This window comes from Stenotrophomonas sp. SRS1 (assembly GCF_026130205.1).
Taxonomy (GTDB): Bacteria; Pseudomonadota; Gammaproteobacteria; order Xanthomonadales; family Xanthomonadaceae; genus Stenotrophomonas; species Stenotrophomonas rhizophila_B.
This window is the reverse complement of the sequence record NZ_JAINFD010000001.1, coordinates 129,848-149,934: the sequence shown is the minus strand read 5'-3', so window position 1 is coordinate 149,934 and position 20,087 is coordinate 129,848. Positions and strand designations below refer to the sequence as shown.

The window sequence follows — 20,087 nt, the reverse complement described above, 5'->3', positions numbered from 1 at the left end:
CCTGACATGACCCGGCCCCACTCCGGTACCGCGCTTTCCGCTGTTGAAGACCCCGCCGCCCCCGGTTGCTCGCCGCTGCGCGACTGCCTGCATTGCTCGGTACGGCATCTGGCGGTCTGCTCGGCGCTCTCGCCGGATGAAGTGCAGGCGCTGGAACGCGTCACCGTGTCCCAGGCACTGCCGCTGGGGTCCACCCTGGCCCGTGCCGGTGAGCCGCGCCAACATGTCTATACGATTACCGCCGGTGCGCTGCGCCTGGTCCGCACGCTGGCCGATGGCCGCCGCCAGATCAGCGGGTTCGTGCTGCCTGGCGACTTCCTGGGCTTGAGCGGCAGCGATCATCACCGCTACGACATCGAGGCCATCGCCGACAGCCGGGTCTGCCGCGTGGCCCTGCCGCAGATGAAGGACCTGCGCTCGCGCTTCCCGCATCTGGAGCGCAAGCTGCTGCAGCGCGCCTGCCAGGAGCTGGATGCCGCGCAGGATGCCGCGATGGCGCTGGGCCGGCTGCAGCCGGCCGAGAAGGTCGCCGATTTCCTGCTGCGCCTGGCCGCGCGCGAAGCGCTGCTCGGTGAGCCGGGGCTGCGCGTGACCCTGCCGATGGGTCGTGGCGACATCGCCGACCATCTCGGCCTGACCATGGAGACTGTCAGCCGCACCTTCACCAAGCTGCGCCAGCAGGGCCTGATCGCCCTGCCCCATCTGAACACCGTCGAGATCCTGGACGAAGCCGGCCTGCAGAAGCTCTCGGCCGACGAGTCGTACTGACCCCGCCTCACCCGCGCAACAGCACCTCATGCAGCGCCCCATACGCCGGTGCGCAGGCTTCGGCCTGCGCCGGCCGCTCCAGCAGCGCGGCCAAGGCCGGCGGTACGTCCAGCGCCTGCCCGATCAGCGGTTCCACCACCGACTCGAACTTGGCCGGGTGCGCCGTCGCCGCGACTGCCCAGTGACCCTGCGCACCCGCGGCCCGCAGGTGCTCCAGGCGCGCCACCGCCGTCGCCGTATGCGGACAGAACACCTCGCCATGCAGATCATGGCGCCGCTTGATGAGTTCGCGGATGGCCGCGTCATCCACCGCTTCGGCAGTGAACGCGCCCCGCAGTGCCGCGTCGTCGTCGTTGTAGAGCCAGCGCAGCCGCTCGAAGTTGCTCGGCGCCCCTACATCCATCGCATTGGCGATGGTGGCGACGCTGGTCTGTGCCTTGTAGGCCTCGCCGTGGAAGTAGCGCGGCAATACATCGTTGGCGTTGGTTGCCAGCGCGATCTGCCCCAACGGCAGGCCCATCGTACGGGCCAGGATCGCCGCCATCGCATTGCCGAGGTTGCCGGTCGGGATCACCAGGTTGAGCACGTGCCCGGTCTGTGCCTGATGGACCAGCGCGGCGTGTGCGTAGTAGCTCATCTGCGGCAGCCAGCGCCCCAGGCTGATGCTGTTGGCCGAGCTCAGCGGCACCGCGTCCTGCAGCTCGCGATCGCCCAGCGCCTGCTTCACCATCGCCTGGCAATCGTCGAACGACCCGGCGACGCGCAGCGTGTGGATGTTGTCGCCGAAGCACCCCAGCTGATGCGCCTGACGTGGCGAAACCCGGCCGTCCGGGTACAGCACCACCACCCGGATTCCCGGCTGCCGGTGGAAGGCCGCAGCGACGGCCGCCCCGGTATCGCCGGAGGTGGCGACCACGATCGTCAGCGGACGCTCCCGGCCTTCCTGCAGACGAGCAAGACACGCCGCGAGGAAGCGCGCACCGAAGTCCTTGAACGCAGCCGTCGGCCCATGGAACAGCTCCAGCACATGGTCATCGGCGGTCGCCACGGGGCGCAGTGGCGCATCGAAGTTGAAGGCCTGCTCGCACACGTCGGGCAGCGCCTTCTCCAGGGCATCGTCATGGAAATACGGTGCCAACACGGCTGCAGCCGTCTGCGCAAAGGACGCCTGCGCCGACCAGTGCTGCAGGCGCGGGCGATGTTCGGGGACATACAGACCACCATCCGGGGCAAGGCCAGCGGCGAGCGCCTGGCTCAGTGAAACGGCGGGTGCAGCGTGACGCGTGGAAACGAACTTCATCGGACATCCCAAAGTAGAAAGAGTGGACGCGTCACAGCAAGCGCGCGGCGGGCGCATTCAAGGGCGACACCCAGCCCTGGCTGTCAAAGCCGGCCTCGGCAAATGCCTGTTGCACGGCTGCCTGCGCGGCAAGGGCGGCATCACGCTGCTCGAACCAGGCAAACACGCTTGGCCCTGCGCCGGAAATACTGGCGCCCATCGCACCGGCCGCGAGCGCCGCGTCGCGCGCGGCCGCAAACCCGGTGATCAGACCCGCACGGCGCGGCTCGACCAGCACATCACGCAGCCCGGCACGGACCAACGCGGCATCAGCGGTGTAGCAGCCACTGAGCACCAGCGCCAGATTCGCGCTCTGCGCGACGAACTCGCCCAAGGCGTAATGCCCCTGCAGCGCGGCGCGCGCGCGGCGGGTCTCCAATACCGCCTCGGGATGGACCAGCAAGCTGTGCCAGGCCGCGGGGACCGGCACCGGCACCAGCCGGTCCGCGGTACTCAGTACCAAGCCACCCAGCAGCATCGGCCCGAGGTTGTCGCCATGGCGGCCACCGCTGGCCACCGCCTCGCCGGTCAACGCGAACGGATACAGCGCCTCGCGCGACAACGGCTGCGGCAACAGCGCATTGGCCGCGACCAGCGCCGCCACGCACGACGCGGCCGAGCCGCCCATGCCCGAGCCCAGCGCGATGCCCTTGTCGATCTCCACCTCGAAGCCGAACGGCAGATCCAGCGCGGTATGCAGCGCGATCAACGCCGCGCCGGCGGTGTTGTCCTCGGCCACCAACGGCAGGTCCACCGTGGTGCCGCGGATCGCGCGGATCTGCACCACGCGCGCTTCAATGCGCCGCACCGTCACGGTATCGCCAACGCCCTCGATGGCGTGGCCCAGGATGTCGAACCCGACCCCCACGTTGCCGACCGAGGCCGGCGCAAACGCGCGTGCTTCCGTCATGCTGCCCTCACTCACAGACGTGCTCCTTCACCCACCGCCACGCGCAGCACATCGGCGAACACACCGGCGGCGGTCACCTCCGGCCCGGCGCCCGGCCCCTGCACCACCAGCGGGTTGTCGCAGTAGCGGCGCGTGGTGAACTGCACCACGTTGTCGGTCAGGCGCAGGTTGGCGAAGGCATGCCCGGCCGGCAGTGCGACCAGACCGACTTCGGCACCGTCAGAGGTCAGGCGCGCGACGTAACGCAGAACTGCGCCGTCAGCCTTGGCGACCGCCAGGCGCTCTGCAAACACCGCATCGATCTGGGGCAGGCCCGCCATGAAGTCGTCCACGCTGGCCTGGCGCAGCGCCTCAGGCACCAGGCTTTCCACGCGCACCTGCTCCAGGCTGAGCTCCCGGCCCGCCTCACGCGCCAGGATCACCAGCTTGCGCGCGACATCCACGCCGGAGAGGTCATCACGCGGGTCCGGCTCGGTGTAGCCCATGCCACGTGCCTGGCTGACCAGCTCGGAGAACGGCACCTGGCCGTCGTACTTGTTGAACAGCCACGCCAGCGTGCCGGAGAAAATGCCGTCGATCGCCAGCACCTCATCGCCGGTATCGACCAGGTCGCGCAGCGTGGTGATCACCGGCAGCCCGGCACCCACCGTGGCTTCGTAGCGGAAGCGCGCGCCACTGCCGGCCGCCGCCTCGCGGATGGCGTGATAGCGCTCCAGCGGACCGGCACCGGCCTGTTTGTTCGGGGTGACCACATGGATGCCCGCCGCCAGCCAGCCGGCATAGCGGTCGGCCACGTCGGCGCTGCCACTGCAATCGATGATCAACGCGTGCGGCAGATGGGCGGAGAGCAGATGCTCCGTGAACGCCTCCAGATCACTCGGCTGCGCCGGGCCGGACAGCGCCGCGCGCCAGTCACCTTTCAGGCCGCGCTCGTCCAGCACCATGCGCGTGCGCGAGGCCACCGCACGCAGACGCAGATCCACATTCGCGCGGCCGAGCAGCTGCACCTGGGCCGCCTGCAGCTGATCGAGCAACGCCGCACCGACGTTGCCCGGGCCGATCACACCGACCGAGAACGTCTGCGGCGACAGCCAGAACCCGGCATGCGCCGCGCGCAGGGCCTTGGTCGCATGGCGGCTGTCCACCGCCACCGAGATGTTGCGCTCCGACGAGCCCTGCGCGATCGCCAGGATATTCACCTGCGCGCGGCCCAGCGACTCGAACAGGCGCGCGGCCACGCCGGGCTGGCCGGCCATGCCATCGCCCACGGCGGCCAGCACGCTCACGTTGTCGGTCAACTGCACGCGCTGCACCTGGCCCAGGCTCAACTCATGCGCGAACGCCTGCAGCAGCGATTCACGCGCCCGCACGGCCTCGGCCTGCTTCACCACGCAGCAGATCGAGTGCTCGGAGGAGCCCTGCGAGATCATCACCACCGACACATGCGCATTGCGCAGCGCCGCGAACACCCGCTCGGCCGTGCCGGGCACACCGATCAGGCCGGTGCCTTCCAGGTTGATTACCGCCAGGTCCGGGCTCAGGGTCAGGCCCTTGATCGGACCCGAAACGGTGCGCTCGGCGGTGATGCGCGTACCCGGATGGTCCGGATGGAAGGTGTTGCGGATGATGATCGGCAGGCCGCGCTCGATCGCTGGCGACATCGTCTGCGGGTGCACCACTTTGGCGCCGAAATAGGCCAGCTCGCAGGCTTCATCGTAGCTCAGCGCTTCCAGCTTGACCGCCTCGGGCACTACCTGCGGGTCGGCCGAGAGTACGCCGTCCACGTCGGTCCAGATGTGCAGCTCGTCGGCATTGAACAAGGCGGCGAAGATTGCGCCGGAATAGTCGCTGCCGTTGCGGCCCAGCGTGGTGATGCGGTCCTGGCGGTCGCGGGCGACAAAACCCGTTGCCACGATGCGCGATTGCGGATGCTGCAGGCGCCACTGGGCCAGTCGCTCGGCGCTGCGCACCCAGTCCACATCCACGCCCAGTTCGCCGCGCTCTATCACCAGCACATCGCGCGCATCCAGCACCGCGCAGTCTTCGCCCAGCGTCTGCAGGTACTTGCCGAGCAGCTGGGCCGAATACACCTCCCCCATGCCCTGCACGCGATCCAGCACTTCGGTGGGCAGACCACCGATCACCGCCAGCGCGCCCAGCACCTCGGCCAACTGGTCGAAGCGCTGGTCCAACCACTCCACCGTTGCCCCGGCGTGTTCGCCCAACAAGGCAACCGCCGCACCACGATGGCGTGCCCGCAACGCGTGCCACTGCTCCCGCCAGGCCGAGCCATCTTCCGCCGCCAACGTGGCGACGCCGATCAGCGCATCGGTGACGCCCTTCATGGCCGAGACCACGGTGACCTGCATCGCTTCCTCGCGCGCCAGCAGCAACTGGGCGACGTGGCGATAGCGCTCGGCATCGGCCACCGAGGTCCCACCGAACTTGTGGACCACGGTGCTCACGCCGGCCCGCGATGCAACGGAGACGGCGGGCTGGGCGGAGGGTGGAGCGGAAGCGGCGACAGAAGACATGCTGACCTCGATGGGAGGCCCCGCGTCATATCAGATGTGAGAGTTTCCCCCGCCACCTGATCTGGGTGCGGGGCCGTGGTTTTCGGAAATTACGCGAAGACGACGGGCCGCACCGGGCGAGTGGTGGCGGTGGTAATGATGGTGGTACCGGTCGACACGGCCTGGCCGCCCGCGGAGGCGGGAAGGAGCAGGCTGACGTGGGCGGCGGGGGTGACCATGGGGCAAGAAAACTACGTCACCGCCCTGCTTGTCAAGTGCTGCGCTGCAAAAGATGGCGGCACGTAAACCGCTGCGATCGTCGGCCAAAAAGTTGCGAATGACACCATCCAGACAGCACAACGCCTGCCCTACCCCACATGCTCCGCCACCGCCGCAGGTGGCCGATGCGCGTGCGCACACATCAGCACGCCCGACACCAGGCAGACGATGGCGACCGTTTCCATCAGCGTCGGCCAGCGCTGCTGCCAGGCGAAGCCATACAACAGCGCAAACAACGTTTCGAAGACGATCATCTGCCCGGTGAGGGCCAGCGGCAGGTTGCGGCTGGCGCGGTTCCAGCAGGCATTGCCGAGCACCGAGGCGACCACCGCCACGCCCGCACTGATCAGCCAGAACTCCAGCCATTCGCCGGACGGATGCACCGTCGCGCTGGTCAGAAACGCACTCGGCACCAGCACCAAGGCGAGTCCGCCGGTGGTGATGCCGGTCAGCAGCGACCAGTCATGGCCAGACAGATCCGGGCGGCGCGCCAGCCAGCGGCTGTTGCCGATGGAATACACCGCCCAGGACAACAGCGCACCGACCGCGCACAGCAGCCCGAGCAGACGGCGCCCCGCCGAGCCCTGCGCGTGTTCGGCCATCAGGGCCTCATAGCCCACCAGCGCCACACCCAGCAGGCACAACAGCAGCGCCGGTGCCAGCCGCCGAAGCGGCACGGCACCCTCCTCGCGTACACCCGCCAGTGTCACCACGACCGGAATCAATCCCACGATCAGCGAGGCAGCCGCACCACCGGCCCACTGCACGGCATTGGCCAACAGCAGGAAATAGACCAGGTTGCCGGCCAGGCTCAGCCATAACAGGCCTCGCCACTCGGGCCAGCCGAGCCGGTCCTTGAGCTGCCGCCAGCGCGGCGCGAGCAGAATCACGGCAATCAGGCCGTAGATCAGATAACGGCCCGCTGAGAGTTGCACCGCAGTGAAGGTGTGCAGCATCGCCGGGGCGAGGAACACCACGCCCCACAGCGCGCCGGCGGCAATACCGTTGGCGATGCCCACTCCCATTGATCGTTTCATTGCGGCTCGTGCGTGTGCATTGGCCGCGCAGTGTAGGAGCAGCGTGCCACGGCGTCTTGACCCAGACTACTGCCTGCGGAAGGCCTGCGGGGTCAGCCCGGTTTCCCGGCGCAGGGCACGGGTCAACGCACTGTGCTCGGAGTACCCGGCATCCAGCGCGATGGCAGCGATGCTGTCGGTGCTGGTGAGCAGCCGATGCTTGGCCCAGCGCAGCCGGCAGGCACTCAACCAGGCCTGCGGCGGCACCCCGAATTCCTGGACGAACGCCGCGTGCAGGCGGCTGCCGCTGATACCGACCCGTGCCGCCATGCGGGCCACGTTCCAGTCCGCGCCGGGGTTGGCCGAAAGCTGCGTGCACAGCGCATGCAGGCGTGCGGCGCTGCCGGCAGGTGCGTACTGCTGAAGCAAGGTTGCGAGCAGATCGTCGCTGACGTGCGCGGGCGCCCCGGCCAAGCGTTGCCGCAGTTTCATCGGCAGTGCCAGCCACCGCTGGCGGCGCAGATGCTCGAGGGTGTGGTCATCGATCAGCCCGGCCGGGCAATCGACGATCAGCATCAGATGATCGCCATCGCCGGTCTGCGCGTGTCCTTCCCCGGGTGCAACAAACGCCCCCTGCATGACATCCAGCCGACCGCCAAACGCATCCACGTCGAAATCCAGATCCCCGCGCAGCGGCAGCACCCACTGCGCAAAGTCATGCCGGTCCACATCACTGGACGTTCCGTAACACCGCAGGTGGCAGGCGCTGGCGTGCATGGCGATAGTCTGCGCGCAGAGCGAAGAGCACCGCAAGCCGCGGCTACGAGTACCATGGCAGCCGACCCGTACAACATGGAGCGTTCGCCGTGGCCTGCAGCATCGTCCCCTTGAGTGATCGCCCCGAGCTGTTGCCGGTCATCGCCGCATGGTATTTCCAGGAATGGGGCAGCCACGTTGCCGGAGTCACCGTGCTGGACGAGCAGCAGCGATTGGAAGTCTTCCTGCAGGACGACGAGCTGCCCCTGCTGCTGGTGGTACTGGAGGGCGAGGTCCCGGTCGCTGCCGCGCAGCTCAAATTCCATGAGCGCACGGAGCGCCCCGAACGGCTGCACTGGCTGGGGGGCGTCTATGTCCACCCGGACCATCGCGGCCGCGGCCTGGCCGAGGCGGTCATTGCCGAACTGCTGGCGCGCGGCAGGACCCTTGGCGTGCGGGACATCTACCTGCAGACCGAAGCCGATGATGGCGGCCTGTATCGCCGGCTGGGTTGGGCACCGCTGGAATCGCTGCAGCATGCCGCGGGCATGCCGGTCCGGATCATGGTCCGCAGCGTGGCCGCCGACCGCGTCGACTGAACACGCGGTCGCGGGATGTTGGATCGAGAATGAATGTGACGCCGTTGACCGGCGTCAGCGGAAGCGCACCGGCTGCGGCGCCGGGCGGTCGGCCAGCGATCCCAGGGTGAAGGTGTAGCCAGCCTCTTCCAGCAGCTTGCGCATGCGCAGTTCCGCACGCTTGGGATAGGCCAGCGAGGTCGGTGCATGCAGTGCGTAGGAGGTGGACTTGCCGGGCAGCGTTTCGCGCGTCACCGAGGACTGATTGGTCTCGCACGCGTTGGCCCACAGGTCCATCAGCACCTTCGGGCCGATGGATTGATTGTTGCTGAGACGAAGCGTCAGCCAACGCATGTGTTCCATGTCAAATCCAAGCGGCTCTTTGTCCCGAGTATGCACCAAATCCCCTACTACCGTTCGGCCCCGTCCGGGGCGTGGTCCTCACCCGTCCTGCCGGCCACAAACAGACAACCCCGGCAGTGCCGGGGCTGTCTCGATGCTGCTCCAGGAAGCGACTGAAACTCAGTGCTTCATGGCGTGCTTGCGGTCGCGCATCACGGCATGGCATTCCTGCACCTGCGGCAGCAGACGCTGGACTTCCTGGCGCGCGGCCGGCGAGGTGTCGGCGTCGGTCAGGGTGTCCTTGAACGCCTTGAGCAGGCGATCTTCGGATTCTTCCAGCTCGGCCACGTAGCCATACTGCTTGTCGCCCAGGGTGGCGCGCACCTTGCCGTAGAACTGCTGCATGGAACCGACGAAGGTGCCATGGTCGGCCGGCTTGCCGCCGGCGGCGACAACGGTGGCGCTCAGCGAGCGGACGATCTCATTCTTGACGCCGGCAATACGGGTGAAGAGCGCCGCCAACTCGGCATCTTCGACCTTGCCTGCGGCCTCGGTGTAGAACTCCTGGCCATCGCGGGCGATTTCGATCAGGTCGTTCAAGTTATGCGCGGTCTTCGATTCGGTATTCACTGCGATGTACTCCTGTTGGTCCGGTTTGACCCGTGTGTTTTTGACCCGTGTGTTGTTGTCGGGGTGAGTCGACTTTTCCGCATCGGCCATGAAGTCGGCGTGACACTGAAATGCGAGTGTTCAGCGACCTCAACGTGCTGCGCGACAGATGTGCACGGCGCGTCGTCGAAGCGCGAAATGCGTGTTACTTCCTTCAGCGCGCCTGCAACGAAATGGGGACGACGTCGCTCACAACATCGCCCGTCGCGAAGCCCACACGCTGCTCAAGGCGGCGCAGGAAGTCACTGAAACCGTGCGGCGCACGTGCATGACGGCGGGCGCTGGTCATCACCCGGGGGCTGGCCAGCCGCGCGACGCGCATGCCTGCGCCGTGCATCGTCTGGATCAGGGCGACGTCCTCTCCGGTCGTCAGTGGCGCGAAGCCACCGGACTGACGATACGCCGCAGCGCTGAAGCCCATGTTGGCACCGTGTACATGCGGGTGGCCATCCACCGCCTGCTCGCCCTGCAGGAACTGCTCGCGCACCGCCTGCGGATAGTCCAGCCAGTCGCCGACGGCTACCACCCCGCAGAACGCATGCGCACCACACTGCAGCTGGCGCGCCAGCCAGTCCGGCGGCACCACGCTGTCGGCGTCGGTGCAGCCGATCCAGCGGGCACCGAGCGCCAACGCACGTTCACTGGCGGCTGCCCGGGCAATGCCGACGCAGCCCGCGTCCACGTTGACCACCTCCACCCCCATGCGCTGGCAGATCCACTCGGTGGCGTCACTGCAGCGATCGAGTGCCACCACGATCACCACGGGTTCGTCGCGCAGCGCGGGATGCAGGGCCGCCACCTGCAGTGATTGCAGACACACCGCAATAAGCTGTTCTTCGTTGTGCGCGGGAAGGGTAACAGCGATCATCGCAGCCCCTCACGTGCGGCCACCGAGGTGGTATCGGTGGACCACCCCTCCAGCAGCATGTCCTCGTCGCGATAGGAAAAAATACGGGGCAGGCAGGCATCCAGTTGCCCGTGAACAAATGCAGCGCTGCAACGCGCCTGCTCGAACGGCACGCGCCAGTGGCAGGCAATCACCACGCCCTGCGGTGCAAGCGAGGTCACCACCTGCGCGGCCGTCTGATGCATGTCTTCAGGTGCCAGGTAATAGCCCATCTCGCCGAGAACGATCAGATCGAACCGTCCCGCTGGCCATGCCTGCGGATGACGGGCCTGTTCGATGCTGACGTGGGTCTGCCCCCGCGTCATCGCCCGGGCGGCCAGCACCGCCCCCTTGCTCAGGTCGGTGGCAAGCAGTTGATCGCAGCGTTCGGCCAAGGCTGTGGTCAGTACACCATTGGCACACCCCAGCTCCCAGCCCCGGGCAAAGCGCTCGCGCGGCAGGCTGGCCAGGGTGAGCGCGCGCTTGCGCTGCTCATACCAGCGGGTGCGGTACTGAAAGGGATCCTCTTGCTCGTACAGCGCATTGAAATAGGCGACATCGCTCATCCGATCACTACCTCGTAGTTGCGTTCGAACCGCTGCAGCACATCGGCAGGCAGGATGGGCTCGCACTCCAAGCCCTCCACCGCACCGGTCTGAGTCACGAATTGCTGGATCGCATCGCGCTTGCTGCCCACCAGTTCGTCATCCAGCGCATAGCGTGTGGCCGACGCCCAGACCGTCGCTGCCGCCGCCGGATCCAGCCAATGCCAGCCCCACACGGGGTATTCCTTCACTGCGGCGCCGCGCGCGGTGCAGGCCTGCACGCAGGCACGCGCGACCGCTTCATGGTCCGGATGCCCGTCCAAGCGCCATGGTGCCAACACCAGATCATCCGGCTGCAGCAGGCCCACCAACTGCTCGCCAATCCATGCCTCGCTGGCTGTCACTGCGCCATCGCCGATGTGCCAGGCGATCCGCGCTGCACTCGCCAAGCCCAGGCAACGCAGCGCGTCGTCCAGCTCAGCGGCACGGGCCACGCGCAGCCGCTCGGGCGACCACGCAGGGTGATCGGGATAGCAGGCCTCGCCGTCCGTCACCGAGATCACCGTGACGGGCAGCCCCGCCTGGTGCGCAAGCGCCATCAGGCCACCGCAGGCCAGCACTTCATCGTCGGGATGCGGCGACACCACCACCAGCCGTCGCGCATCGCCGAACAGCGTTGCAGGGGACACGAGCGGCAGTGTCTGCAACCACGGCGATGCCGCCCACTGCGCCTCGGTCACGCCGCCGCCTTCAATCTGACGATTCACAGTGTCCACGTGCGTCCCTCGCGGTGCATCAGATTGCCGAGGTGCTGCCAATCGCGGTCGGCGTGGCTCTGGCGGATGAAGACGGTCAGGTCTGCCCAGCGCAGGGCGTGTGCCGGGTCCATGCACATCGGCCCGGGCCCAAGCGCCCTGCCCACCCGGTCCAGCGTCAGGGTGGCGGCGCGCTCCACGGCGCTGCGCGCCCGCACGATCTCGCGCTGATGGGGTTCGTCGGGCTGCGCATCGATCAGCGCGGCCAACTCGCGCAGCAGGGAGGCGCACGGCGACAGCGCCAGATCAATCTCACCGAGCAGGCCGGATGCCGTGCCCGGTTCATCGGCACGCGCGCTGCGCAGCAGCGGCTCGGCCAGGGCACTGGCCCCGCCAAACCAACAGGCCGCGATGCCCGCGCCGCCATGCCAGAAACCGGGGCGCTGCAGATAGGCGTCGGCCGCACCGATTTCGACGGCCGGCACCTGGTCGAAGCGTGCTGTGCCACTCGGGACCCGCCCCATGCCCGTCGCCTGCCACGTCTGCGGCAGGAAACTCACGCTGGCGCGGCGCACCGGCACCAGGAACAGCCGCGAGCGGTCGTCGTCGCGCACCGTCACCAGCGCATGGTCAACCCAGCTGGCGCCGGAGCACCACGGCTTGTCACCGGAGAGCGTGCCGCTGGCCCGATCGAAGCGAAGGGTTGCTGCCGGCCCTTCGGCTGCCCATACCGCGCCCAGCCGATCGCGATCCGGCCTGGCGGCGCCCAGTTCCTCCAGGATCGCCTGCGCGTCGTAATGCGCTTCAAGCACCTTGGCCAGGCAGAGATCACGCGCCGCCATGTGTGCCAGCGCCTGCCAGCGCAGCAACGTATCCCCGCTGCCGGGACGCGGCAACGTGGGGTGATGTTCGATCCACGCGCGGGCCTGCGCCTGCAGGTCGTCGCCATCGGTCACCGGCTGCGGTGCCGTCGACGGTACCAGAGAAGCCACGGCATTCATGTCAGGGCGTCAGGATCACCTTGCGGCAATCCTCCTCTTTGCGGTCGAAGATCTCATAGCCACGTACCGCGTCTTCCAGCGACAGCCGGTGGGTCACGATCACACCCGGATCCAGCCGGCCTTCGCCGATATGGTCGAGCAGCTCGGGCATCAGCTTCTGCACGTGGGTCTGGCCCATCTTGAAGGTCAGGCCCTTGTCGAACGCATCGCCGAGCAGGAAGCCGTGGATGAAGCCCGCATACACACCCGGGATGCTCACCGTGCCGCCGCGACGCGTCGCGGCGATGCACTGGCGGATCGCCACGCCGCTGCTGCCTTCCACCTTGAGCGTGGTCAGCGCCGACTCCAGCGCACTGCCCTCCGCTTCGAACCCGACGGCCTCGATCGAGGCATCCACACCGCGGCCATTGGTCTGGGTGATGATGTACTCCGCCGGATCCTCCACCTTGGTGAAGTCGATCGGCGTCACGCCGTAGGTCTGCTGCGCGAACGCCAGGCGATACGGCAGGTGATCGACCATGAAAATCGTCTCCGCACCGAGCAGGCGACAGCACGCGGCACTCATCAACCCGACCGGGCCAGCACCGAAGATCGCCACCGTGGAGCCCGGTTTGACGCCTGCATTGAGCGCGGCCTGGTAGCCGGTCGGCAGGATGTCGGAGAGGAACAGCACCTGCTCATCGGAGAGCGCATCCGGAATACGCAGCGGCCCGACGTTGGCCTTGGGCACGCGCACGAACTCCGCCTGCCCGCCGGATACGCCACCATAGAGATGGCTGTAACCGAACAGTGCCGCCGGCGGGCGGATGCCTTTCTGATTCACTGCCGCGCCCTTGCCGGTATTGGTGGTCTCGCAGGCCGCGAACTCGGTGAGCCGGCAATGGAAGCACTCACCGCACGCGATCACGAACGGAATCACCACGCGATCGCCCGGGCGCAGATCCATCACGCCTGCACCCACCTCCTCCACCACGCCCATGAACTCATGGCCGAGCACATCGCCGGTGTGCAGGTCGGGGATCTTGCCGCGGTACAGATGCAGATCCGAGCCACAGATCGCCGTGGCGGTGACCCGCAGAATGATGTCGTCCGGGGCGGCCAGTGCGGGATCCGGCACGGTATCGACCCGTACGTCCTTGCTGCCGTGGTAAGTCAGTGCGCGCATAGCAAACTCCGTGTCCAAGTACCTCTGTGGTACGTGGTACGGCGTGGCAGCGTCGTGACCGCACCGTGTGCGGGGCGTTCATCCCGCCACTTTGCAGGCTGATACTCCCGCCACGCGGAGCGCTTGCCCTCGCGTGAGGCATGAATCATTCATTCTGCCGGTGCGCTGTCGGCCGGCAGCGTGTTACTCCACTGAAGGCGCCGAAGGCGTCTCCGGATCCGGCGGCAGCTCCTGCGGCGGCGATGCAGGCGCGGGATCACCCTCCGGCGGTACCTCCTGCGGCGGCTCCTGCGCCGGTGGATCGCCTCGGCCGGGTTCTTCCACCGGCGGCGCGGGCGGCATGGGGTCCGGGGTCGGGTACGGCACCTGGGCGATCGCATCATCGCGTGGGGTCATCGCTTCACTGTCCAGTGGCATGTACATCGCACGTTTTCCTGTTGTGGGGCGGCTTCGACGCTACGCGGCCTCCCGTCAACATCCAGCGAGGGCGGCGCCGCCGGGCGCGACCGGCGGATCAGTCGTGGCCTTCGGAACGGCGTTTGTGCACCGTGATCTCGCCCGAGGTTTCCAGCACGGCCAGCTCGACCTGCCCGAAGCCCTCACAGCCGTTCGCGCGCATCGCCACCTCCAGATCCGCCGGACTGACATTGCAGCGTTTTACCTGCTCCCAGTAGATGGTGCCGTGCCGTGCCAGCACCACGGGAACGCCCTCCACGATCTCGTTCAGGCGTCTGCTGCGCGCACCCAGGAAGCCGACGAACCAGTTCAGGCCGATCAATGTGGCCGCCAGAATCAGGCCGCCCGGCAGTGACGTGTCTTCACCGATCAGCGAGTTCTGCACGGCCGTGCCCAGCAGCACGATCACCAGGATGTCGAACGGCGTGGACTGGCCCATGGACCGCTTGCCACTCAACCTGGTCAGCAACAGGACCACGACGTAGACCGCGACCGCGCGGAACACGAACTCCCACCATTCCATCCCCAACTCGAACATCTCATGCATCGCGGCAGCCTCCGTGTGGCGAGGCCTGGACGATAGGAATTACCAGGTGAAGCCGGTGGGAGCACCCGCCCTTCACGGCACCCCCGCTCCTCCGTAACAGCGGCAGGGCTAGCGTCGAGCCATACCGCCCTACCCGTTCGCGCAGGAGACACGCCATGCAGCACGACAAGACCCCGCCCGCCTCCGCCGAAGACGCCCACGCCACGCACAACTGCCCGCCGGCGGACGGCACCGTCGACAAGGAGCGCACGTCGGAGAATCACGATGAGGCGCTGGAAGAGACCTTCCCGGCCAGTGATCCGATTTCCCCGTTCGTCGCGGCCAAGCCACCGAAGGACGACAAGGACGCGAAAGATCCGGATGCGGAGCACCTGAAGACCGAGAACGAGGGCTACAACCAGCACGGCCACGGCAAGGGAGGCAAAGCCGGTGAAGGTGAGCCGGACGGCGTGCGCGAGGACGACGGCATTACCCAACCAGACTTCGGCCAGCACGGTACGGCCGGCAAACAGACGCTGGATCGCTGATCAAACCAGGACGTGTCATGACTACTGCACCGCGAGCACCGGCGACCAAAGAAGATGACCAGCAGAAGAGCCATACCCCGGACAAGCTGAGGAACGATGACGCCCGGTGGAAGGACAGGGACATGCCCGAGGCGGAGCATGGGGCAACGCCTGAGGATTACGAGCGACCGCCAGCAACGTAGTTTGCGCGGCGCCCCCCGGCTGGGCTGGCGATAGGCTCTGGAACGATGTCCGGCTGCAGAACCAACCTGTTTGCCTGTATCCTTGCAGGCCGTTTTGGCCCCGTAGCTCAGCTGGATAGAGCGTCCCCCTCCTAAGGGGAAGGTCGCCCGTTCGAATCGGGCCGGGGTCACCAACATCGGATGCTTTCGCGCCATTGCCTGCCGGGTGGATTACTGCCGCCGCGGGGTGTGCCGGGTTGTGCGCTGCATCGCCAGATGAGGCATTGCGCCCCTCTGTTACCATTCGGGGCTGAGCTTGCCGCCCCCCACCCTGCCAGCGGCCAGCGCCTTACAAACGCAACGCAACAGGAGTTTGCATGTCCTCTGACCTGCTCAAGGCCCTCGGCCTCGACGCGACCAACGCTGGCACCTACCTTGGCAACGGCGAGTGGTCCTCGGCCACCGATGCCGGGGTGATCACGCCGGTGAACCCGACCACCGGCGAAGCCATCGCCCAGGTGTACGCGACCACCGACGCCGACTACGAAACCATCGTGGCCCGCGCCCAGGAGGCCTTCAAGGTCTGGCGCACCACCCCGGCCCCGCGCCGTGGCGAAGCCGTGCGCCTGTGTGGCGAAGCCCTGCGCGCCAACAAGGACGCCCTGGGCTCCCTGGTCGCGCTGGAAATGGGCAAGAGCAAGCCCGAGGGCGATGGCGAAGTGCAGGAGATGATCGACATCGCTGACTTCGCCGTGGGCCAGAGCCGCATGCTCTATGGCTACACCATGCACTCCGAGCGCCCGGGCCACCGCATGTATGAGCAGTACCAGCCGCTCGGCCTGGTCGGCATCATCAGTGCGTTCAACTTCCCGGTCGCGGTGTGGGCATGGAACTCGTTCCTGGCCACGATCTGCGGCGATATCTGCCTGTGGAAGCCCTCCAACAAGACCCCGCTCACCGCGATCGCCTCCATGCGCATCTGCAATGAAGCGCTGCGTGACGGCGGGTTCCCGGACCTGTTCTTCCTGATCAACGATGCCGGCACCGAGCTGTCGCAGAAGATGGTGGCCGACAAGCGCGTGCCGCTGATCAGCTTCACCGGTTCGACCCAGGTCGGCCGCCAGGTCGCCGAGAAGGTGGCGCATCGTCTGGGCCGCTGCCTGCTGGAGCTGGGCGGCAACAACGCGATCATCCTGGATGAAACCGCCGATCTGAAGCTGGCGATCCCGGGCATCGTCTTCGGCGCCGTCGGTACCGCCGGCCAGCGCTGCACCACCACGCGCCGCCTGATCGTGCACGAATCCATCCATGACGACGTGCTGGCCACGCTGATCAAGGCGTACAAGCAGGTGGAAGGGAAGATCGGCGATCCGACCGACCCGGCCAACCTGATGGGCCCGCTCAACAGCGACGGCGCCGTGCAGCAGTTCCTGGCCTCGATCGAGAAGGCCAAGGCCAGCGGCGGCACCGTGCAGACCGGCGGCACCCGCATCGACCGCGCCGGCAACTTCGTGCTGCCGGCCATCGTGACCGGCCTGGAGAACAGCGACGAGGTCGTCCAGCACGAGACCTTCGCCCCGATCCTGTACGTGATGAAGTACAGCACGCTGGACGAAGCGATCGACATGCAGAACGGCGTGCCGCAGGGCCTGTCCTCCTCGATCTTCACCACCAACCTGAAGACCGCCGAGCGCTTCCTCTCGGCAGCCGGTTCGGACTGTGGCATCGCCAACATCAACATCGGCACCTCGGGTGCGGAGATCGGTGGGGCGTTCGGTGGCGAGAAGGACACCGGCGGTGGCCGTGAGTCCGGCTCGGATGCCTGGAAGGTCTACATGCGCCGCCAGACCAACACCATCAACTACTCCGATTCGCTGCCGCTGGCCCAGGGCATCAAGTTCGACCTGTGATGGACCCCGCGTCCCACCTGTCGGCCGGCCCGCGCCTGGAGTTCACCGGGCGCCGGGTGCTGATTGCCGGCGGCAGCAAGGGCATCGGGCGCGCAATGGCGCTGGCGTTTGCTTCGGCAGGCGCCCGCGTCTCGGTCTGCGCACGCGGTGAGGCCGGTCTGGCCGCACTGCGTGCGGATGCCGGAGCGCTCGGCCTGGCCGTGCATACCGCCAGCGCCGACCTCTCCCAGTTGGACGACATCGGCCGCTGGCTGGCCGATGCCGCTCAGGCCTTGGGCGGTATCGATGTGCTGGTCAACAATGCGACCGGCTACGGCATGGGCGACGATGAGGCGGGCTGGGAAACCAGCTTGAACGTCGACCTGATGTCGGCCGTGCGCGCCTCGCGACTGGCCCTGCCCTGGCTGACACAGTCCAGTGATGCCTGCATTCTCAACCTGGCCTCGATCGCTGCCCAGCAGCCGCGCCCGGGTGGCGCGCCATACGCGGCGGCCAAAGCGGCGCTGATGCACTACACCACCTCACAGGCCCTGGCCCTGGCGCCGCAGCGGATCCGCGTCAATGCCATTGCCCCGGGCTCGATCGAGTTCGAGGATGGTTTGTGGGCACGCCGGCGCGAGCAGGACCCAGAGCTGTATCGAAACACCCTGGCGAAGATCCCGTTCGGCCGCTTCGGCGAGCCGGCGGCCGTCGCCAACGCCGCGCTGTTCCTGTGCTCGCCGCTGGCGGGCTGGATCACCGGGCATACCTTGAATGTGGATGGTGGCCAGGTCCTGATGGGATAAACCCGCCGCTGGCCCTATCATCGAACCACCCCACCGCGACCAGGACCTGCATGAGCCTTCCGCCCCGACAAACCAGTGCCATGGCCGTGGTCAGCCTGATCATGGGCATCCTCGGCTGGACCGCCCTGCCCTTCATCGGCAGCATCGCCGCGATCGTCACCGGCCACCTGGCCCGCGCCGAGATCCGGCGCCGCCCGCTGGAGCTGGAAGGCGACGGCATGGCCTTGGCCGGCCTGATCCTGGGCTGGATCATCGTGATCGGCAGCCTGCTCGCGCTGGTGGTGGTGCTGTTGTTCTTCGGCGGACTGGCCTGGTTTGCCGCTACCCAATCGTGAGGTGCACATGAGCCGCTCGGATTCGACCGAACGCTTCAGCAGTCGGGTTGCCGACTACGTCCGCTACCGTCCCGACTATCCCCCGGCATTGCTGGATTGGCTGCACCAGGACATCGGTGTTCCCACCGAGACCCTGGTCGCCGATATCGGCGCCGGCACCGGCATTTCCACCCGGCTGTTCCTGGCCGCCGGCCACCCGGTCATCGCGGTGGAGCCGAATGCGGCCATGCGTGAGGCGGCCGTGCAGCTGCTCGCACCGGACTACCTGCGCCTGAAGGTCGCCGATGGCACCGCCGAAGCAACCGGCCTGGCCGACAACAGCGTGGGTCTGGTCGCTGCGGCGCAGGCCTTCCACTGGTTTGACACCGCTGCGGTGCGCCACGAATGGGCGCGCATCCTGCAACCCGAAGGGATGGCGCTGGTCTTCTGGAACTCGCGCCTGCTCGATGCCTCGCCGTTCCTGATCGGCTATGAGCAATTGCTGCTCGAGTTCGGCACCGACTACACCGAGGTGGCCGAGCGCTACCAGGATGATGACACCATGCGCGCATGGTTCGGCGAGGGCCTGCGTGGCATGGCCCGGCTGCCGAACGTGCAGCGCATGGACCTGGATGGCCTGCGTGGCCGCCTGCTCTCCTCTTCGTATGCACCGCAGGCCGGTCACCCGCGCCACGCGCCGATGCTGGCCGCGCTGCAACAGCTGTTCGACGCCCATGCGGTGGACGGCCAGATCGCTTTTGAATACCAAACCCGTGCCTTTGTCGGCACGCTGGACTGATTGAACGCCATGTACTCGTTTGCCCGCCCCTTCCTGTTCGCCCTCGATGCAGAACGCGCCCACGGCCTTGGCCTGAGCGCGCTGGACCTGGCCTATCGCACCGGCACCACGCCGCTGATGGGCCGCCGCATCGACCCGCTGCCGACCAACGCGTTCGGAGTGACTTTCCCGAATCCGGTGGGCCTGGCCGCCGGCCTGGACAAGAACGGCGAGCACATCGATGCGCTGCTGGCCCTGGGCTTCGGCTTCGTGGAGATCGGCACGATCACCCCGCGCCCGCAGGCGGGCAACCCGAAGCCGCGCCTGTTCCGGCTGCCGGACCACCAGGCCATCATCAACCGCATGGGCTTCAACAATCTGGGCGTGGATGCGCTCGTCCGCAATGTCGAGCGCGCCAAGCGCCGCACTGGCCTGCTCGGCATCAACATCGGCAAGAACAAGGACACCCCCAACGAGCAGGCGTTCGACGATTACCAGCACTGCCTGCAGAAGGTGTATCCGCTGGCCGACTACATCACCGTCAACATCTCCTCGCCGAACACCGCCGGCCTACGCGAGCTGCAGGAAGAGACCGCGCTGCGCCAGCTGATTTCGCAGCTGCGCGAGAGCCAGGAAAGCCTGGCGGCCAAGCACGGCAAGCGCGTACCGATGCTGGTCAAGGTCGCCCCGGACCTGAGCGACCGCGATATCGACGCCGCTGCCCGCGTGCTTGGTGAGCTCAAGGTGGACGGCGTGATCGCCACCAACACCACCATCGACCGCAGTGCCGTGGCCGGTGACCCGCGTGCGAACGAGGCCGGCGGCCTGTCCGGTGCGCCACTGCTGGGCCAGTCGACCCTGGTGCTGCGCCGCCTGCGTGCGCGCCTGCCCGAATCGATGCCGTTGATCGGCGTGGGCGGTATTCAATCCGGTGCGGACGCGGTAGCCAAGATGGCGGCCGGTGCCGCACTGGTGCAGTGCTACAGCGGCCTGATCTTCCGTGGCCCCGAGCTGGTGCATGACTGCGTGGAGGCGATCCGCCGCCGCAGAGAGGCGCCCAGCCGCGGCGCGGTGGCACCGCTGTGAA

At 67.5% G+C, this 20,087-nt stretch carries 22 protein-coding genes and 1 tRNA gene; 9 read left to right on the top strand and 14 right to left on the bottom strand.

Features of this window, described 5'->3' with window-relative positions; all coding sequences use genetic code 11:
* Nucleotides 1–6 precede the first annotated feature (6 nt).
* Complete coding sequence (locus K4043_RS00670; protein WP_019183011.1) at nt 7–768, top strand: helix-turn-helix domain-containing protein; 762 nt, start codon at nt 7–9, stop codon at nt 766–768.
* 7 nt (nt 769–775) lie between these two features.
* Here the strand turns inward: K4043_RS00670 and thrC are convergent, their stop codons facing one another.
* The 5 genes from thrC to K4043_RS00645 form a co-directional block, all read right to left on the bottom strand.
* Nucleotides 776–2,068: a threonine synthase gene (gene thrC, locus K4043_RS00665; RefSeq protein ID WP_265307830.1), complete on the bottom strand. Its 1,293-nt coding sequence runs from the start codon at nt 2,066–2,068 to the stop codon at nt 776–778.
* A 31-nt stretch (nt 2,069–2,099) separates the two neighbouring features.
* Nucleotides 2,100–3,017 carry a homoserine kinase gene (locus K4043_RS00660; protein WP_265307829.1) on the bottom strand — a complete coding sequence of 306 codons (918 nt, stop codon included), beginning with the start codon at nt 3,015–3,017 and terminating at the stop codon, nt 2,100–2,102.
* Between the two features lie 11 nt (nt 3,018–3,028).
* Complete coding sequence (gene thrA / locus K4043_RS00655; protein WP_265307828.1) at nt 3,029–5,551, bottom strand: bifunctional aspartate kinase/homoserine dehydrogenase I; 2,523 nt, start codon at nt 5,549–5,551, stop codon at nt 3,029–3,031.
* A gap of 347 nt (nt 5,552–5,898) precedes the next feature.
* Nucleotides 5,899–6,846: a DMT family transporter gene (locus K4043_RS00650; RefSeq protein WP_265307827.1), complete on the bottom strand. Its 948-nt coding sequence runs from the start codon at nt 6,844–6,846 to the stop codon at nt 5,899–5,901.
* 66 nt (nt 6,847–6,912) lie between these two features.
* Nucleotides 6,913–7,602 (bottom strand): AraC family transcriptional regulator, encoded by a 690-nt coding sequence (locus tag K4043_RS00645; RefSeq protein ID WP_265307826.1) that lies wholly within the window; start codon nt 7,600–7,602, stop codon nt 6,913–6,915.
* A gap of 110 nt (nt 7,603–7,712) precedes the next feature.
* On the opposite strand from K4043_RS00645, the gene K4043_RS00640 reads away from it, so the two are divergent.
* Entirely contained in the window at nt 7,713–8,180 is a 468-nt protein-coding gene (locus K4043_RS00640; RefSeq protein WP_265307825.1) for a GNAT family N-acetyltransferase, read from the top strand.
* Nucleotides 8,181–8,234: 54 nt separating this feature from the next.
* Here K4043_RS00640 and K4043_RS00635 read toward each other — a convergent pair whose 3' ends face one another.
* The 9 genes from K4043_RS00635 to K4043_RS00595 all read right to left on the bottom strand — a co-directional run bounded on the left by K4043_RS00635 (nt 8,235) and on the right by K4043_RS00595 (nt 14,525).
* Nucleotides 8,235–8,522: a hypothetical protein gene (locus K4043_RS00635; protein ID WP_046272599.1), complete on the bottom strand. Its 288-nt coding sequence runs from the start codon at nt 8,520–8,522 to the stop codon at nt 8,235–8,237.
* A gap of 159 nt (nt 8,523–8,681) precedes the next feature.
* Nucleotides 8,682–9,131, bottom strand: coding sequence for a PA2169 family four-helix-bundle protein (locus K4043_RS00630; RefSeq protein WP_019183020.1), 450 nt, complete (start codon nt 9,129–9,131; stop codon nt 8,682–8,684).
* 193 nt (nt 9,132–9,324) lie between these two features.
* A complete protein-coding gene (locus K4043_RS00625; protein WP_265307824.1) occupies nt 9,325–10,038 on the bottom strand; it encodes a glycosyltransferase in 714 nt (237 codons plus the stop codon).
* Nucleotides 10,035–10,622, bottom strand: coding sequence for a nodulation S family protein (locus K4043_RS00620; protein WP_265307823.1), 588 nt, complete (start codon nt 10,620–10,622; stop codon nt 10,035–10,037). The genes K4043_RS00625 and K4043_RS00620 overlap by 4 nt, the downstream gene beginning before the upstream one ends.
* Entirely contained in the window at nt 10,619–11,368 is a 750-nt protein-coding gene (locus K4043_RS00615; RefSeq protein WP_265307822.1) for a PIG-L family deacetylase, read from the bottom strand. The genes K4043_RS00620 and K4043_RS00615 overlap by 4 nt, the downstream gene beginning before the upstream one ends.
* Nucleotides 11,365–12,357, bottom strand: a complete 993-nt coding sequence (locus K4043_RS00610; protein WP_123729101.1) for an acyl-CoA dehydrogenase — start codon at nt 12,355–12,357, stop codon at nt 11,365–11,367. Before K4043_RS00610 ends, K4043_RS00615 begins: the two co-directional genes overlap by 4 nt.
* Nucleotide 12,358: 1 nt before the next feature.
* Nucleotides 12,359–13,522 (bottom strand): zinc-dependent alcohol dehydrogenase, encoded by a 1,164-nt coding sequence (locus K4043_RS00605; RefSeq protein ID WP_265307821.1) that lies wholly within the window; start codon nt 13,520–13,522, stop codon nt 12,359–12,361.
* 183 nt (nt 13,523–13,705) lie between these two features.
* Complete coding sequence (locus tag K4043_RS00600; protein WP_265307820.1) at nt 13,706–13,945, bottom strand: hypothetical protein; 240 nt, start codon at nt 13,943–13,945, stop codon at nt 13,706–13,708.
* Nucleotides 13,946–14,036: 91 nt separating this feature from the next.
* On the bottom strand, nt 14,037–14,525 hold the full coding sequence (locus K4043_RS00595) for a YetF domain-containing protein (protein ID WP_265307819.1): 489 nt from the start codon (nt 14,523–14,525) through the stop codon (nt 14,037–14,039).
* 155 nt (nt 14,526–14,680) lie between these two features.
* Here K4043_RS00595 and K4043_RS00590 point away from each other — a divergent pair, with 155 nt between their 5' ends.
* The 7 genes from K4043_RS00590 (at nt 14,681) to K4043_RS00560 (ending at nt 20,086) form a co-directional block, all read left to right on the top strand.
* Complete coding sequence (locus K4043_RS00590; protein ID WP_265308560.1) at nt 14,681–15,052, top strand: hypothetical protein; 372 nt, start codon at nt 14,681–14,683, stop codon at nt 15,050–15,052.
* Nucleotides 15,053–15,330: 278 nt separating this feature from the next.
* Nucleotides 15,331–15,407, top strand: a tRNA-Arg gene (locus tag K4043_RS00585).
* 183 nt (nt 15,408–15,590) lie between these two features.
* The gene (locus K4043_RS00580) at nt 15,591–17,123 is read left to right on the top strand and encodes an aldehyde dehydrogenase family protein (protein ID WP_265307818.1); all 1,533 of its coding nucleotides are present in this window, start codon (nt 15,591–15,593) and stop codon (nt 17,121–17,123) included.
* Nucleotides 17,123–17,908, top strand: a complete 786-nt coding sequence (locus K4043_RS00575) for an SDR family oxidoreductase (protein WP_265307817.1) — start codon at nt 17,123–17,125, stop codon at nt 17,906–17,908. Before K4043_RS00580 ends, K4043_RS00575 begins: the two co-directional genes overlap by 1 nt.
* Nucleotides 17,909–17,958: 50 nt before the next feature.
* The gene (locus tag K4043_RS00570) at nt 17,959–18,243 is read left to right on the top strand and encodes a DUF4190 domain-containing protein (RefSeq protein WP_123729095.1); all 285 of its coding nucleotides are present in this window, start codon (nt 17,959–17,961) and stop codon (nt 18,241–18,243) included.
* Nucleotides 18,244–18,250: 7 nt separating this feature from the next.
* Nucleotides 18,251–19,021: a class I SAM-dependent methyltransferase gene (locus K4043_RS00565; RefSeq protein ID WP_265307816.1), complete on the top strand. Its 771-nt coding sequence runs from the start codon at nt 18,251–18,253 to the stop codon at nt 19,019–19,021.
* A 9-nt stretch (nt 19,022–19,030) separates the two neighbouring features.
* Nucleotides 19,031–20,086, top strand: a complete 1,056-nt coding sequence (locus K4043_RS00560) for a quinone-dependent dihydroorotate dehydrogenase (RefSeq protein ID WP_123729093.1) — start codon at nt 19,031–19,033, stop codon at nt 20,084–20,086.
* Nucleotide 20,087 lies beyond the last annotated feature (1 nt).

Coding starts and splice junctions, on each gene's coding strand:
- K4043_RS00670 (WP_019183011.1), top strand. CDS start 7: ATGACCCGGCCCCACTCCGGTACCGCGCTTTCCGCTGTTGAAGACCCC.
- thrC (WP_265307830.1), bottom strand. CDS start 2,068: ATGAAGTTCGTTTCCACGCGTCACGCTGCACCCGCCGTTTCACTGAGC.
- K4043_RS00660 (WP_265307829.1), bottom strand. CDS start 3,017: ATGACGGAAGCACGCGCGTTTGCGCCGGCCTCGGTCGGCAACGTGGGG.
- thrA (WP_265307828.1), bottom strand. CDS start 5,551: ATGTCTTCTGTCGCCGCTTCCGCTCCACCCTCCGCCCAGCCCGCCGTC.
- K4043_RS00650 (WP_265307827.1), bottom strand. CDS start 6,846: ATGAAACGATCAATGGGAGTGGGCATCGCCAACGGTATTGCCGCCGGC.
- K4043_RS00645 (WP_265307826.1), bottom strand. CDS start 7,602: ATGCACGCCAGCGCCTGCCACCTGCGGTGTTACGGAACGTCCAGTGAT.
- K4043_RS00635 (WP_046272599.1), bottom strand. CDS start 8,522: ATGGAACACATGCGTTGGCTGACGCTTCGTCTCAGCAACAATCAATCC.
- K4043_RS00625 (WP_265307824.1), bottom strand. CDS start 10,038: ATGATCGCTGTTACCCTTCCCGCGCACAACGAAGAACAGCTTATTGCG.
- K4043_RS00620 (WP_265307823.1), bottom strand. CDS start 10,622: ATGAGCGATGTCGCCTATTTCAATGCGCTGTACGAGCAAGAGGATCCC.
- K4043_RS00610 (WP_123729101.1), bottom strand. CDS start 12,357: ATGAATGCCGTGGCTTCTCTGGTACCGTCGACGGCACCGCAGCCGGTG.
- K4043_RS00605 (WP_265307821.1), bottom strand. CDS start 13,522: ATGCGCGCACTGACTTACCACGGCAGCAAGGACGTACGGGTCGATACC.
- K4043_RS00600 (WP_265307820.1), bottom strand. CDS start 13,945: ATGTACATGCCACTGGACAGTGAAGCGATGACCCCACGCGATGATGCG.
- K4043_RS00595 (WP_265307819.1), bottom strand. CDS start 14,525: ATGCATGAGATGTTCGAGTTGGGGATGGAATGGTGGGAGTTCGTGTTC.
- K4043_RS00590 (WP_265308560.1), top strand. CDS start 14,681: ATGCAGCACGACAAGACCCCGCCCGCCTCCGCCGAAGACGCCCACGCC.
- K4043_RS00580 (WP_265307818.1), top strand. CDS start 15,591: ATGTCCTCTGACCTGCTCAAGGCCCTCGGCCTCGACGCGACCAACGCT.
- K4043_RS00575 (WP_265307817.1), top strand. CDS start 17,123: ATGGACCCCGCGTCCCACCTGTCGGCCGGCCCGCGCCTGGAGTTCACC.
- K4043_RS00570 (WP_123729095.1), top strand. CDS start 17,959: ATGAGCCTTCCGCCCCGACAAACCAGTGCCATGGCCGTGGTCAGCCTG.
- K4043_RS00565 (WP_265307816.1), top strand. CDS start 18,251: ATGAGCCGCTCGGATTCGACCGAACGCTTCAGCAGTCGGGTTGCCGAC.
- K4043_RS00560 (WP_123729093.1), top strand. CDS start 19,031: ATGTACTCGTTTGCCCGCCCCTTCCTGTTCGCCCTCGATGCAGAACGC.